We start from the raw sequence: 15,568 nt of genomic DNA, 5'->3' as shown, positions 1-15,568 counted from the left end.
ACTACACCTCTGGCACCACGGCACATTGAATTTCAACACTTTGGGTAAACAGTTGCCCTAACGTATTATCAGGGTCTGCGTCAGGTGGAAGCGACATGGCATAACTCATTTGCTCCGGTGTGGGATTAGGCTCGATAACCTGCAAGTGACACTGCTTAGCCAGATCAGCGGAGAGAACAATATCGCTGTTTGCTTTCCATGCCATGTCCACGTAGTAGCTTTGATCAAATATCAGCAGTCGCAAACTATCACGCGTCACAGGCTTAGGTTTGGCAAGTGGCAGCTCAAACGCTAGCACTAACTTTGAGCGGTCTCGTGTCAGGGTGTCATTGCGGGCAACTTTGTAACGAATAGGCGTCTCACCATCATAGAAATAGGTAAAATAGTGCTCATACAACATGTTCTGCAATACAGATGCCGAAACCTTGCGGAAGGTCTCTTGCTCGTTTTCCGGCGAAAGGTCTTCTCCGTCGAGCATATAAGCCGATGTCATTGGGTCAAACGACCACTCCATTTTGAATCCGGTAATCTTGCCATTTTCTCCTTGAATGTAGGTTTTCATATCAACCCAAGAATGGGGGTGTGCTTGCACCAATGGCGCAAATATCGCTCCTAGAAAACACAGGCAAGAGATGCCCCCTCTCATCGAAAAAGACTTAGCACGCTCTAAATTTTGGCAGAGGACTCTCTTAAACAAACTCAGCAATCGTTGGCTCTGTCGGGTATACAGCTTTGACATGGGTGGTAAATTCTCTCACTTTCTAGATTTAGATTCGTATAGAGGTGCCGAGAGAGTCCCTTCATGACCCAGCAAAACTACAACGAATGTGGTTGATGCAAACAATTTAGTAATTCGGTTTCGAAACGCTGATTGATGCTCTCACCAATTAACTCAATTCGACTCTCGGTACAGTCATCCAACTCGACCTCAGATAACCCATCAGCTGTTAGGTTATAACCAAAGATTCCGCTACTTGTGACAAACACAGCCTTGAGTCGTTCAACATTTTGTTCAACCAACAAAGGAATGAGCTTTTGTCTATCAAAGAGCTTCTCTGGCGAAAATCGCCACCCGACGCTAAGGAAGCCTTCCCCTTTATTAACGGCTTTGACGATACCACTTTCGGGCATCTCGGTATCAGCAGCGAGTGGCTTGCGGTGATAATGATGCTCTGAATGAGCTTCAATTGCTGTTGAGCCTTCAAACTCTCTAGGTGGAATTTCACCATGCTCGGCGAAGATAACTTTAGCTCCAAAGCGACCCACTTGAGCGACATAACGAATCAAGTTTTGCTTATCTTCATCCTGATAAAGGTCGAGCTTATTGCCCACCACAGTATCTGCAATCGCAATTTGTTGGTTAAATGTATCGTGGTCAGTGTAGCGAGGATCAGAAAGTTGGCGTGCATCCACTAAAGTGATGTTCTTTTGCAGTGAAAGAACTTGACGATAATGTTCCGTGGAGAGCACCTGCAGCACTTCTTTGGGATGACCAAGCCCCGTAGGTTCAATCAATAACCTATCCGGTTTTGCCTCTGCTAATAACTGATTAAGCGCAATCTGCATGGGTAAACCCGCGGCACAGCACATACACCCGCCAGGTACTTCTCGAACAAATACTTGTTGAGTCGCGCTTTTTTGCCCCTGAACCAAACTTCCGTCTACGCCAATTTCTCCAAACTCATTGACTAACACCGCCCAACGTTCATTGTTGGGTTTATGTGCCATCAAGTTGAGAATCGCTGAGGTTTTTCCAACGCCGAGAAAGCCCGTAATAATATTGGTTGGCACCCCGAGAATCGTTGGTTGCTTAGTACTCATGGTTCTTTGTCCTCACAATGTTCCTTTCGATAATTGCCCACGTCAGCACTGTATTGGGCATGGCTAGGTGTTCTTTTGATTGTGCTGTGGGTTGAAATAAAGCGGCTACTTCAATGTAGCTGACTGCGAGCAGTGATCGCATAAACAGTTGATCTCTAGCTGCGGTTTATCCACGGTAAATCCCTCCTGCTTGGCATGTAATTGCAAACCTGAAATTATTTCAGGCTCAATGATTTTCTCACTGATTTTGCTGCATTCCGAACAAATGAAAAACTGGTGAATGCCTTCACCAGAAGCAGTAAGAATATGGGCACAAACAATATATTTGTTCGAAGTATGCAGCTTATGCGCAAGATTTTGCTGTTCAAGAAAATCTAAGATGCGATATACCGACATAGCTTGAATATTCTCAGCAAAGTGCTGCTGACAATATTCAATCAGTTCATAGGCTGACAACGCTCTATTCGCATCAACCAATGCACGTAAAACCAGTTTACGTTTCGGAGTGAGCCTCTTCCCTTGGGACTCACAACGTTGCTCTACGTGATCAATAATCGCCTCTAGTTCCATCACATTCATCCCTCACTTTTCATACTCGCTTTCCATAACAGAGCCTTTTTCACGTTGCACTTTATCCATCACTTTCCATAGAACACTCGCGATCACAAACAAAAGCGCTGCGATGCACACCATCGTAGGGCCTGTAGGGGTGTCAAACACATAAGAGGTGCGAAGCCCGACAAGACTGGATGTACTACCCAGCACTGCGGCAAGTAGTACCATCATTTCTGGTGTGCGACTAAATGGGCGCGCAGTAGCGGCAGGAATAATCAGCATGGCGACAATCAACAACACACCGACGACTTTAATCGCAACCGCCACCACAACCGCAAGCGCAATGGTTAAAATCATTTGCTCCCGTCGCGGCGAAAAGCCACTGGCTAGTGCTAACTCCTTGTTTAGCGTCGATAACAACATGCCAGACCAACGCATGCTGATTAGCGCAATCACCACCAAGGCGCCGCCCCAAATAACAAGCAAGTCTGTTTTGCTCACTGCGAGTATGTCACCAAACAGATACGCCATCAGATCAAGTCTGACACCGGACAAAAATGATACCGCAACCAATCCGATTGCGAGGGCTGAGTGCGCCATCACACCAAGTAAAGTGTCCATGGCATAACCTCGTCCACTGAACGAGGAAACTGTAATCGCCATTAACAGAGCAACACACAGTACACCGGGAAAAATCGGCAAGGAAAACGCAAGCGATAGCGCCACCCCCAACATGGAAGCATGCGCAGTTGCATCACCAAAGTAGGCCATACGACGCCAAACGATAAAACAACCAAGTGGCGCTGCAGATAATGCCACGCCTACCCCCGCTAAAGCGGCGCGCCATAGAAAATCATCCAACATTAGCCATACCTCGAAGTGAACGCTTTGCGGTTGGTTGATGCTGATAAACGCCCAACACATCATCGTCATCTAAGCCAAACAGTGCTTTGTACTCAGCCGACTCGCTCACTTTTTCAGGTACCCCTTCACAACATACCTGACCATTAATGCAAATCACCCTATCAGTGCGTCTCATAACGACATTAAGATCGTGGCTCACCATGATCACGGCACATCCTGTTTCATTTCGTATCGCTTCTATTTGCTGATAGAAGTTGGCAGTTCCACGATGGTCAAGGCCTTGAGTCGCTTCATCCAACAGCAATAATGTCGGTTCTTCTAGTAGTGCACGAGCTAAAAGCACACGCTGTAACTGCCCGCCGGACAAGGCGTTTAGTTGCTGCTTCTCCAACCCTTGAACACCCGCACGCAACAACGCTTGCTTGATAGCATTTTGAGACCGACGCAACGGTAGGTTTAAGAAGCGATTCACTGTCATTGGCAAGGTTTCATCTATGTGGAGACGCTGTGGGACATAGCCAATTTTAAGCGCTGGCGAACGCTCTACTTGTCCAGAAAAAGGAGAAACAGCACCAATTAATGTCTTCAATAACGTCGATTTCCCCGAACCATTGGGGCCAACAATCGTCACAATCTCGCCTGGATTCACGGATAGGTTTATACGGTCTAGCACCAAATGATTGCCAAACTTCACGCATAACGCCTGTGATGAAATTAACATCGCTTTCTCTCATTCGTACTGCAAATTGGCAAGTTTCTGAAATAGATAAGTTGCCAGTTACTAAACAATATTGTTATGTTATAACATAACCAAACAACTTGCCACTTTTGATATTTCTACATGAAATCACACATTATTTAGGAGATAAGATGTTCTCAAGGACTCTAGCCAGTGCCATTCTAGGCTTACTCGTCACCACACAGGCATATGCACAAGCACCCAAAGTTGCGGTGGATATTGCACCTTTGCATTCGTTAGTTGCACAAGTAATGGATGGCGTTGGTGAACCTGATCTATTGATTCGCCCAGAAGCTTCACCACATTCATACTCTCTGCGACCATCGGAAGCGAAAGCCCTATCAGATGCTGATCTGGTATTCTGGATTGGCGAAGGCTTAACACCTTGGTTGGAAAAGCCGCTAGAAAATATTGCTGGCTCTGCGACTAAGATTGAAATGATGCAAGTGGACGGCACCACACTTTACGACTTCCGTGAAGGAGCAACATTTGAAGCTCATAGTCATGATCACCACGATGAAGATCATCATGACAAACATGAAGAGCATACCGATCACCACCATGGAGACCATGATGCTCATCACGACCACAGTCATGACGACGCTCATAAGCACCACGAAGAGGGTCATGATCACGCAGAGCATCATCACGACGGCCACGACTGCGATTGTCATCACCACGATGGTCAAGATCCTCATGTATGGCTTGACCCGAAAAATGCGCAAGTATGGCTAGCATCAATCGCCGACGAACTGTCTAAAGTTGATGCACAAAATGCACAGACCTACCAAAGTAATGCCAAAGCAGCAATTGCACGATTGGATCAACTGACTAAAGAGATTGAGCAACAAACAAGTGATCTAAAAGAAATTAAGTTCATCGTATTCCATGATGCCTACCAATATTTCGAGAAACGTTTTGGCTTGCAAGCCGCTGGCGCCATCTCTATCTCTGACGCATCTGACCCGAGCCCAGCTCGAGTGGAAGAGATACATCAAACCGTGCAAAACCTAAAGGTAACTTGTGTCTTTACTGAACCACAATTCAACCCTAATTTGGTAAACACCGTGTTTGAAGGCTCATCAGTGACGGCCATTGGTACGATGGACCCTCTTGGTGCCAATATCGCGACAGGCAAAGAACAGTACACCAATCTGCTGAAAGGCATGCTGAAGAGCGTTCAACAATGCCAACTGTAACGCGTTAGACCTTCCCCCTCCTTTGCCCATTGCCTCACAGCAGAGGAGGGATTTCCTTCCGATTTCCATCGCCAACGTTGGCTAGCGAAAAATAATTGAGCACATCATAGCGTAAATGAGAGCTAAGCCCTTGATAATATAAATTTCATCAATAAACTTGCCGAAAATAGTGCATATCTCAATACAATTGACTGAATCGGCTCCATGAATACTCGTTTACTGCAATGTTGTTCTCCTTTTGTTCGGTCTTTGTACTCGATCATCACGCTCATTTTTGGCGTTGTATGCACCTCATCAACTCTTGCACAAGAACAGAGCTTTAAACCTGTTGTGATTTACCAAAGTGAATTACAACATGACTCTTATCTCGCGTTAATTGATGCGGGCATACGACAGTTTGAGGAAAAAACACAAGTTTCTGTGATGCGCCAGCATGTGGGTGACAAAGGTTACGTGCACTCACTTCGCCAAGCAGCCGAACAAGGCTACACCCCAATTGTTGTGGTTGAGTCAAACTCACAGCAAGATTTTGCCCAAGTTGCCACAAGCTTCCCTTCAGTACATTTTATTTCGCTCGATGTCGCATACCATTTACCCAATGTACTCGGCTTAACATTTAATCATGCTGAGGGCAGTTATGTGCTTGGCTACCTTTCAGGGCTGAAAACCAAAACCAACCGAATTGGATTTATTGGTGGGTTAGATATTCCAATTATCAATCACTTTAAATGTGGTTATGAACTTGGGATCAGAGATGCGAATCCCGAAGCAAGCCTCATGACGCAATATATCAACAAAGGGCTTGCCTCGTGGGATGACTTGAACAGCGCCCAAGCCATTGCCAATACGATGCTTGCACAACAAGTGGATATTATTTTTCCTGCGGCAGGATATGCGAGTGTCGGTGCCATGGAGGCAGTAAAAGTTAACGGGCATGCATTGAGCTTTGGGGTTGACCACAATTACTCAAACCTTTATCCGCTGACCAACCTAGCATCTCTTGAAAAGCGCGTCGATATTGCCGTTTTCGCTTCATTGATGCAGTTAAAAAACGCCATTTGGAATGGTAATCGTAAACATTTTGGCATCAAACAAGGGGTAATCAATGTCGCAATTAACCCACATACGCCAAACCTAACTGACAAAGAGAAGCAACTGATGGCGAAATTGATGCGCGATTTCAAAGGCAACAATACCGCTATTTCTCAAAAAGTTGCTCGGTACTGCCCAACACAAATATGAAAAAACTCTCTTCATACATTATTTCAGTGTTTCTGACGCTGACAACAATCCCGATCGCTCTGTTTGGTGGCACCTACATCATTTACGACCTTCTACACCAACATGAAGCGCAAACGAATCAGTACGAGCAAGTGATTGCCCAGCAGTTGCTCGACTCAAAAATAGCGCTCACGCAGTTCGATCTGCTTCAAGCGGAGTTGGTTGCGACTAAGATATCGCAGCTAGACTATATTGTATCGGTAAAGCTCGATTCTCTTGAATACGGTTTGACCTTAGCTGAGGTGGTGAATAGCAAAGCACAACGGGATAGCATGACCTCTCTCCACTACCCGATTAACGACCAAGAAGGCGACGTCATTGGACAGTTGACCGTAAACAAAGATGAAACTGCCTTTGTTTGGAACATTGTAAAAGCCACGGCACCAAAACTGTTCAACCTCACCTTAATATTGGTTGCCGTATCGTTCGCGTTTACCCACACGATTCTGGCGGCGTTGAACCGCCCGTTTACTGATCTTCAAATCGTCGCGTTTCAGATCGCTAATGGGGACTACCACACCCCGTCAAAAACTGACTCAAAGTTTCTGGAAATCACCACTTTGTTTAACGCGCTAGATACCATGCGTCGACAATTAAAAAGCACCATTTCAAGGCTCAAAGACAGTGAAGAAAAACACGCAAGAACGTACAACCTCACACAAGTGTGCCTGTTTGTTATCAATATCAAACAGCAACGAATAGTTCGTGCAAACTCAACGTTTATTGATGTGTTTAGCCCGCTGGCAACGCCTCAACGAAAGCTTGCTATGGTCGACTTTCTCGAGCGCCTGTCCGCCAAAGAGACCGAAGATAGCTTTAATTACTCTATTGTGATTGGCAATCAGACCCGATATTTCCAAGTGAATCGCAGCCAAGTTATTAACAACGAAATCGAATGTTCTGCACTCGATATTAGTGAGTTAATGCAAGCAAAGTTGGCAACCGAACTGTTGCTAAAAACAGACTCACTGACTCAAATACCCAATCGCCATTGTTTTAACTTAGCGATTCACGACATAGAGAAGCAAACGAACCCTGATATCGGCGTACTCGTCATGGACTTAAATGGCTTCAAAGCCATCAATGATACCTATGGTCATATTGCTGGAGATGTCTTACTTGTCGAGGTTGCCAGACGCCTTAAAGAGGCGTTAATGGATTCTCCTGCCACCTTATATCGCTTGGGGGGTGATGAGTTTGTCATCCTCGTTGAACAAGCATCTCATCCTATCGCGATTAATTCGATAATTGATAAAGTTGTAGGCGTATTTGTTCGCCCTGTGCTTTTTGAGCAGACGCAATTTCAGGTATCAACCAGTATTGGGGTGGCCCATTACCATGGTCAGAACAACAACATCACAAATACAATGAGACTTGCTGACGAAGCGATGTACAAAGCGAAGACCTCAGGCGTGAGCGTAGCCTATGCAGAAAACTATATCGATCAGTGCGCAGTTTAACTTGGCGCTCTATTTGAGCGCCCTAAAAAATATGCACCACATTAGTTTTGTGTATGGGAAAATACCCACTCATTAAAAGCTGAACACCGCACGGACAACTGTTCCTATTTATACGCAGACCAATTGAACATACTAGTGACATTCAAATTTTCGAGGTAATTACTATGAAAGGTGTCACAAAAGTAACATTATGTCTGCTGTGCTTCTCAAGTGCGACATATGCCAATACATTTACAGATTTATTCAGCGGTATCACAATCGGCGCAGGTTATGCCTCTGACATTACACAAAATGCCACACTTGGTGGATACACCATCTATTCCCAAGGCTACATTCTGCCATCAATGAAAGATTACTTGTTTACTGATTTTAGAATGTCATCGACGTCCAACACCGAGTATTACAGTTTCGATAACTCTCTCACTTTCGACAAATTAGACGTAGATTTAAAACGTTACCAAGCCTCCATTGGTATGGGCTACCCTTTTGAAGTCGCCGACTCAATTATTGTAAAACCTTATGTAACGGCAGGCTGGTCATGGGACAAAGGAACCGTAAACAATGACACTTATCACGAGAGTGCAACCTACCATGACGATAGCTTTCTCGCTAGCGTTGGGGTTCGAGGGGAGTTTGGCGAACATGTGGTCGCAGGTGTCGGATACTCTAAAGAATCCAGCGGGCTTGACCTTGGCCAATGGACACTGGATGTTGGTTACCGATTCTAACAGTATCAACAGACTCGACTTATAGGACTCACGCAGTCTTCATCATTTGGGGGAAGGGGCAAACACCCCACCCCAAATAACGACACAGACTTCGCGATACCCTTTGGCATAACTTACCAACTGATTAAGCCGTTACCTCTTATCCAACCAAATGTCTGCCAAATTCATCAAACCATAAGAATGAGGGTGGTTACCCTTGATTGATGGGTGACATTTGTAGCGTGTCGCTTTTCTCCAAAGCGGTAAAATGCGGCAATCGGCAATACAACTGCGCTCTAAGTGATCAAACAGTTGGGATAAACAAGGGTTCATTGCCAGTTTATCCAACCATTGTTGAATCATCATGACGGGTAAAATAAGCTGAGCATAATCACTAAATAGCAACCAATAATATTGACCTAGGAGTACATCTTTACCAAAAGAGTAATCTCCTATCCAGAAATCTGCTTGGTTAAAGGTAGAAACAGGCTCCAGTCTTACCCCTGCATTACGCAAGTAACTCAGCACGGGTTGGATCATCGCTTCGTCGTCAACACAATAACGCAGAGTTGAAAACTCAAGGGTTTTGAGTTGCTCTAGACTCGGTTCGCTTGACTCACTTTCATCAAACTCGGATGCGTTATCATAGCCAATCAATGTCGAACAAAAGTTCCTCGGTTTATTACCGTTATCTCGAAGCTTTGCTTTAAAAATTAGGACTAATAACTCACGTATATCCTGCGACAAACGCTGATGAAAACAGACAGCGTTACATCCATTAATTTGAATGTCATTACTCCCTAGAGCCTCTGATGTGTTGATGCTTTCATACTCGATAATGTATTGCTCACTGTGTATTTGCTTTGCATCTACACGCCAAAAATCAGCCCGCCGAACAATTCCATGAAGCCCAAAATAGCGCTCATTTTTGACTAGTGTCCAACAGGATTCTGAGCGCTGCTCCCAACTGTAACTGCCAGTGCCAATAGGAAAGCCTGACTCTGCGTCATTGTCGAGAAAAATCGCGAAGTGAATATCCGCGAATAGATGCAGCAACATAGGATCATCGCGATTCAATCGCATCTCTACCCATTGCTTATTCACTTCAAAACTATCCACGGCAGATAGTAGCTGCTGGTATAACGGACTGTGATTTCTTAATCGATTTAAATGCTCACAAACCAACTGCGGGGTGAGTAATACACCGTTATGAAAGTGCACATTGGGGCGAATTCTAAATGCGATACCAAACTCTGTTGTTTGAAATTGATGAGCTAAATGGGGCTGAAAAGTTCGGCTTGCTGGGTCAAATTTGACCAGTGTATCAAACAATACTCTCGCATACAGACCAGAGTGGATATCAAATAAATCAAGAGGATGACAACGCTCTAGAGGATACGGAATTAAGAAAATAACATCATCTGAGTTGTCTCGATTTTCAGAAAAGGTTTCTAGCCATTTGGGCAGATTCTGTGTGAACCATTCCTGACAATGAAACACCTCGGCAATCTGATAGGCGTCGTTCAAACTGCCCGTTCTAATTTTTGATTGTATTTTACTAAGCAACAACTCTTCAAAACTGCTGAGAATAGCAAAGTGCGACTTGTTACCTCTCCCCCTTCCAGCTGACCAATGAATCCAATCTAGCGTCTGAAGTTTACTCATTATTTTGGACACATTCCGCGTCGAACAAAATAAAACCTCCGCCAGCTCAGGAATGGTAACTTCAACCTCACCATGACCAAAGCTGTCTTCGAGCTGCTTTAGGCGCTGCAAGTGAATAGTGCTGATAAGCTCAGACATATGCTCCCTTGACGTCAAAGAGTCTTTATCGACTCTTGATACACATCCACTAATCTTAGCAGTAGTAGTAGGTCAATAGGCAAAGATGGGGTTAAGAGATCAACGTTTGCATCACTCATAACTTTAGTTTCCTAAACGTATAATCTTGCTAACACACGCCTAATCGAAGTAAACGTTCAAACATTAACCACGGAAGCAGTTGATCATCGAATTTGATTCCCAATTGGCGTGATATAGTTCTTGTTTTGCTCCACCCGCCTGTTATTATGTCGCGGTAAACCCTTAATCAGTAGAGGCGCGCTGCCTAATAGTAACCGAGCGGAGGATGATCCCGATGATGCCGGAGAAAGGAGTCAGCGCCGAAGTCACTTGAGCCGTCATGCTCAGTGGCTGGGTCTGTGTCGAATAGGCACAGAACTGCCATAGTATTATGTCCTATGGAGCGCTACCTGAAGGGGTAACAAGTCTTTTGTCATTTCTTCAGACGTCTTCGTTACACCTCTTTTCGGTAGATCTCCACCTTATAGTTGTAGGTGTAGAGATTATGAACCTCATTAATTTTTCAGACTCTTTGATGTCTGTGGTACCGCCCCTTCTGGCGGTGATTCTGGCAGTCACTACGCGTCGCGTATTGCTGTCACTTGGCGCTGGTATTGTTGCTGGTGCTTTAATGCTCAATCAGTTTTCGCCGTTAGAGACTGCGCATTACCTGTTCAATAAAGTGATTCATTTAGTATGGGCTGACGGTACGTTGAACAGCGAAAACGCCAACATGATCATCTTTATGTTGCTATTGGGCGCACTCATCAGCTTAATGAGTGTCTCTGGTGCAACACAAGCGTTTGCCGATTGGGCTGCAGTACGTTGTAAAGATCGCCGCAGCGCCAAATCTCTGACCGGTCTGATGGTATTCATCTTCTTTATTGACGACTTCTTCCACAGCCTATCCGTGGGTGCGATTTGTCGCCCAGTGACTGACCGTTTCCAAATCTCGCGAGCCAAGCTAGCTTACCTGCTCGACTCAACGGCGGCACCGGTGTGTGTATTAATGCCAATCTCTTCTTGGGGCGCTTACATCATTGCCCTTATCGGCGGTATCATGGCTGCGCACCACGTCACTGACCAAAGCCCAATTTCTGCATTCGTAGAAATGATTCCGATGAACCTCTACGCAGTGTTTACTTTGGTGATGGTCGTGTTTGTCATCGCATTTCAGCTTGATATTGGTCCAATGCGTAAACATGAAGATTGGGCGCTAGAAGGTAAGTTGTGGGACGAATCTCGCGGACGCCCTGTTGGTTTGGATATCGAAACGCCGGAAAACAGCAACGGCGGTATGATTGATATGGTGTTGCCAATTCTGACTCTGACTCTAGCAACCGTGTACTTTATGATTGACTCAGGTTCAGCAGTTCTTACAGAGAAAGGCTTGCCATTTAGCGTCATTGGTTCATTTGAAAACACAAACGTAGGCTCATCATTAGTTTACGGTGCTATCTGTAGCTTGGTTGTGTCTATCGGTCTAGCACTGCGTTTGAAACTCAGCGCCAAAACATGGAAGGAAGCAGCCCCGCAAGGTATCAGTGCGATGATGCCAGCAATTGTAATTCTGTTCTTTGCATGGACAATTGGTGCAGTGGTACGTGATATGAAAACAGGTATGTACCTAGCCTCGATGGCAAACGGTAACATCCCAGTTGAAATGCTGCCTGCGGTTGTGTTCGTCCTCTCATGTGCAATGGCGTTTGCAACTGGCACGAGTTGGGGCACATTCGGTATTATGCTGCCATTAGCGGGTGATATTGCTGCGGCAAGTGATATTCAGATGCTACTACCGATGCTGTCAGCAGTGTTAGCCGGTGCAGTATTTGGTGACCACAGTTCCCCAATTTCAAGCACCAGCATTTTGTCGGCAACAGGGGCTGGCTGCCATCATATGGATCACGTGCTAACTCAGTTACCATACGCAACGTCAGTGGCATTTGGTGCGCTGCTTGGTTATGTGGCAATTGGTTATACCCATTCGGCATGGATTGGTGTGGCGGTGAGCGGCGCTTGGTTCTTGCTATTCTGTCTGTACGCGATGCGCAAAAATCAAGTCAGTATGGTTTTAGCCAAAGCGTAATAAGCCATATACACAAATAACATAAGAAAAGCGCCTACAGGCGCTTTTCTTATTTGGGTTTCAGCAACTCTATAAAGAGCGCGATAAATTTGACTAGCCCAATTTAAAACTGGAGAGATAGTAGGTTCAAATTCAGTTATTGCTAATACCATAAAGCATCGAATCAATTAACCACGTTTCAATGAGTTAGATGCAAGGTAAATTAAAATATTAAGAATAATTTAAGTACGGATGTTACTATTAATTTGCTATTCCTCAATAATCAAACCAGAAAGATCGTAAAGAATAATGTTCACTTTAACGTCATTTTCATACTCTTCAGTAAAAGTTGGCTTACCATTTTTTCTATAATAGCTAAACGCACCATTTTTAACCCCATGTTCATATTCTTCGGTGTAGCTAACTTGATTGCTGTCTTTGAAGAAATAGTAGTTAATGCCATCTTTTAAACCATTTTCATCGTAGGTTTCCGCTGCGACTTTATGACCCGAATCTAAATAAGCATTCCATGCGCCAACTCTTTTACCTTGGTGATAAGAGCCTCTCCAGGTCATTGAGCGATCTATGCTACGGTATTGCCAATGACCATCTCGCTTTCCATTAAGATATGAGCCTACGCTTAATAGCATGCCTGCTTTAGAATGTGATTCACTATGCCCATGTAACTTACCATTATGATAATGATTCAAACTTAATAATTTATTATCTTTTCGTGCGGTCGATTGACCATGTTTACTACCGTCAGAATTGTAGTTATCAATATAGTGTATCTGATCATAATAATATTCCCAACGACCAGTTTTGTTTCCATTAAAGTATAGCCCCTTAGACTTTACAAACCCATTTTCATCGATTATTGAATATACTCCGTGAAGAACTCCATGAGTATAGTTTTCTTCTCTAACATTATTGAGGATGTCCACATGGACTTGTCGATTGTGTTCCTTACCATTGAGCTTTTCATAACGTGAATATAGTTTTCCCGATTCATCAAAATGTTCGACGATCTTTGAATCACTAATTTCATCAATATGCTTGTTAAAAATAACTACAGAGTCTTTGAATTTCTTTTCATCACTCACCACTTTTTGATCTGTGTAGGTAGCTACGAAATCATGGATAAGTTCGCCATCTATCGTAAATTCCTGAGAAGAAACTATTCTCCCTTTGTCATCATACTTAGTAGTCGCTTTAATCACATCGGCACTATCATGATATTCAAGCTTACTACCTTGTAGTTTACCATCGACATAGTTTACTCTTGATTCCAAAAGACCAGATTCATAATATGTTGTTGATTCACCAGATTTTAAGCCATTTACAAAGTTAGCCTGAGCTTGTAATTGTCCATTTTCGTCAAAATAACTGGTCGTGCCCTCGGTTTGTCCTTTGTCATTAAGATGTATTATCTGGGACAAATTACCATTCCGGTGATAATACTTGAATATTCCGACCCAGATTGAGTTAGAGAGATCAGTTCCTATCTTTGTTCCTTCAAAAGCAACGGTTTTTCCACCCACATAGTAGGCCTTAAACTGCAATAATCCATCTGCCTGTTTTATTTCCTCAGTAATGTAAAACGCTGCTTCTGTTTCAGATGTGACAAGCTCGCCTTTTGTGTTTAGCCACATGGGCTCAGTCTTAGCAAATGGGCTAATTAGGATACAAGCTAATGTGAGCACCAGTTTGGTTGCAATACGCATCTTATCTTTCCTTGAACTTACGTTTAGTGGTAATGCTCTGAACTCTGCATGGGGACGTCACTTATTATCATGTATTTAAAGCAATATTAATAACTCTAAGCAACGTAATGTGTGCGAGATGGTAAACACTATTTTAATGTAAAGTTCTAAGTTACATATAATCCACTCATAATTTATCCACACCCAAGATTATGCGTAAACTGTCAATAGCCACCTATCAACCATTGATATTAGAACTCTTAAATTAAGACTATAGGTGGCTCTATACTCTCTGTCCTAAATGGCGGAATAAAAGCACTCTACAATGTTTAAATCGTGTTGGTTTTAAATTCAAACGTCACTGCGTAGGCCACCCATTTAAGGGAACTTAATGACTTGAAAGAGGATCGGTTAATATTTTATTTAGACAGAGTATGGTTTCATCGATAAGCATATTTCACCCATGAACCCGGTCGCTGCTCAGACGATTCTTATACTGCTCGGGGGTCATGCCGGAGTACTTTTTAAACATCGAGATAAACGGGCTGGCTTGGTTATAGCCCAGCGTAAACGCTACCTCTTTGACAGATTGTCCCTTTTGCAGCAATTCCATTGAATAGAGATATCGAACGCGCAAACGCCACTCGGTAAAGCTCATTCCTAAGTCTGCTTGGCAGTGTCTAGCTAAAGTACGCTCGGTAGTATGCACCCTCTCGGCCCAGTCAGACAAACTGGTTGTATCGGTTGGGTCTTCTTCTACGGCTGCGAGAATAGGTGCCAAATATTTGTTGTCCGTGGATGGCAAAAAGTGATGCTGAGTGTCTCGGGTTGCGAGCTGATCAAGTAAAACTTGTACTAAGCGCTTATCGGCTTCTGTTTCTGCAATATTGATGCGTCTTGCGCGAAAGTCGTCAACAATCGCGGAGGCGATTGGTGTCACTCGGATCAAACTGGTCTTGTCTGGGAAGCTCGCCGTAAGCTCAAGAGCAACGTTAAGTGAGCAGTATGAAAGTGGCTTACGGTTATAGCTTTTGTGCATAACACCTGGCGGAACCCATATCGCGAGATGTGGCGGCGCTAGAAAGCGGGTATCTTCCACTTCCATTTCAAGGATACCGCCACTGATTAACTGAACTTGCCCCCATGGATGGCTGTGAACTCGCGTCTCTGTGTTAGAGAGAAATGCCTCAAAATTCATAAACACATCGGATGGTGCTTTATCAATCGATAATGAAGGGTGAAGGTGTTTTGCAGATTTTCTCAAACTTGTCTTCCTAGAACGCATTATGTCGCTTTAGAGATACATACTATTATATAGACCTGCGACACTAG

At 44.1% G+C, this 15,568-nt stretch carries 13 protein-coding genes and 1 riboswitch; of the genes, 5 read left to right on the top strand and 8 right to left on the bottom strand.

The features are described 5' to 3' along the window. Window position 1 precedes the first annotated feature (1 nt). The 5 genes from GZK95_RS16495 to GZK95_RS16475 all read right to left on the bottom strand — a co-directional run bounded on the left by GZK95_RS16495 (window position 2) and on the right by GZK95_RS16475 (window position 3,961). Window positions 2–646 (bottom strand): DUF1007 family protein, encoded by a 645-nt coding sequence (locus tag GZK95_RS16495; RefSeq protein WP_083626337.1) that lies wholly within the window; start codon window positions 644–646, stop codon window positions 2–4. A 170-nt stretch (window positions 647–816) separates the two neighbouring features. Then, window positions 817–1,821 (bottom strand): CobW family GTP-binding protein, encoded by a 1,005-nt coding sequence (locus GZK95_RS16490; RefSeq protein ID WP_075715954.1) that lies wholly within the window; start codon window positions 1,819–1,821, stop codon window positions 817–819. Between the two features lie 105 nt (window positions 1,822–1,926). After that, window positions 1,927–2,394, bottom strand: a complete 468-nt coding sequence (locus GZK95_RS16485; RefSeq protein ID WP_075706243.1) for a Fur family transcriptional regulator — start codon at window positions 2,392–2,394, stop codon at window positions 1,927–1,929. Window positions 2,395–2,403: 9 nt separating this feature from the next. Further along, window positions 2,404–3,240, bottom strand: a complete 837-nt coding sequence (locus GZK95_RS16480) for a metal ABC transporter permease (RefSeq protein ID WP_075715955.1) — start codon at window positions 3,238–3,240, stop codon at window positions 2,404–2,406. Further along, the gene (locus GZK95_RS16475) at window positions 3,230–3,961 is read right to left on the bottom strand and encodes an ATP-binding cassette domain-containing protein (RefSeq protein ID WP_075715956.1); all 732 of its coding nucleotides are present in this window, start codon (window positions 3,959–3,961) and stop codon (window positions 3,230–3,232) included. The genes GZK95_RS16480 and GZK95_RS16475 overlap by 11 nt, the downstream gene beginning before the upstream one ends. Window positions 3,962–4,110: 149 nt before the next feature. Here GZK95_RS16475 and GZK95_RS16470 point away from each other — a divergent pair, with 149 nt between their 5' ends. The 4 genes from GZK95_RS16470 to GZK95_RS16455 all read left to right on the top strand — a co-directional run bounded on the left by GZK95_RS16470 (window position 4,111) and on the right by GZK95_RS16455 (window position 8,647). Continuing rightward, window positions 4,111–5,178 (top strand): zinc ABC transporter substrate-binding protein, encoded by a 1,068-nt coding sequence (locus GZK95_RS16470; RefSeq protein WP_075715957.1) that lies wholly within the window; start codon window positions 4,111–4,113, stop codon window positions 5,176–5,178. Window positions 5,179–5,382: 204 nt separating this feature from the next. Next, on the top strand, window positions 5,383–6,420 hold the full coding sequence (locus GZK95_RS16465) for a BMP family ABC transporter substrate-binding protein (RefSeq protein WP_083626340.1): 1,038 nt from the start codon (window positions 5,383–5,385) through the stop codon (window positions 6,418–6,420). Then, a complete protein-coding gene (locus GZK95_RS22420) occupies window positions 6,417–7,919 on the top strand; it encodes a GGDEF domain-containing protein (RefSeq protein ID WP_075715958.1) in 1,503 nt (500 codons plus the stop codon). Before GZK95_RS16465 ends, GZK95_RS22420 begins: the two co-directional genes overlap by 4 nt. Window positions 7,920–8,083: 164 nt before the next feature. Then, a complete protein-coding gene (locus tag GZK95_RS16455) occupies window positions 8,084–8,647 on the top strand; it encodes an outer membrane beta-barrel protein (protein ID WP_075706064.1) in 564 nt (187 codons plus the stop codon). Window positions 8,648–8,779: 132 nt separating this feature from the next. On the opposite strand, the gene GZK95_RS16450 is transcribed toward GZK95_RS16455, so the two are convergent. Next, a complete protein-coding gene (locus GZK95_RS16450) occupies window positions 8,780–10,429 on the bottom strand; it encodes an SgrR family transcriptional regulator (protein WP_075715959.1) in 1,650 nt (549 codons plus the stop codon). 282 nt (window positions 10,430–10,711) lie between these two features. Then, a riboswitch (Lysine riboswitch) is annotated at window positions 10,712–10,885 on the top strand. Window positions 10,886–10,973: 88 nt separating this feature from the next. Here GZK95_RS16450 and GZK95_RS16445 point away from each other — a divergent pair. Continuing rightward, window positions 10,974–12,554, top strand: a complete 1,581-nt coding sequence (locus tag GZK95_RS16445; RefSeq protein WP_075715960.1) for a Na+/H+ antiporter NhaC family protein — start codon at window positions 10,974–10,976, stop codon at window positions 12,552–12,554. A 248-nt stretch (window positions 12,555–12,802) separates the two neighbouring features. Here the strand turns inward: GZK95_RS16445 and GZK95_RS16440 are convergent, their stop codons facing one another. Next, window positions 12,803–14,257 (bottom strand): toxin-antitoxin system YwqK family antitoxin, encoded by a 1,455-nt coding sequence (locus GZK95_RS16440; RefSeq protein ID WP_075715961.1) that lies wholly within the window; start codon window positions 14,255–14,257, stop codon window positions 12,803–12,805. A gap of 436 nt (window positions 14,258–14,693) precedes the next feature. Further along, a complete protein-coding gene (locus tag GZK95_RS16435) occupies window positions 14,694–15,500 on the bottom strand; it encodes an AraC family transcriptional regulator (protein ID WP_075715962.1) in 807 nt (268 codons plus the stop codon). Window positions 15,501–15,568: the final 68 nt, after the last annotated feature.

It is taken from the genome of Vibrio panuliri (assembly GCF_009938205.1).
GTDB lineage: Bacteria > Pseudomonadota > Gammaproteobacteria > Enterobacterales > Vibrionaceae > Vibrio > Vibrio panuliri.
Note: the sequence above shows the minus strand (reverse complement) of the source record. Positions and strands in the feature narration are given on the sequence as shown.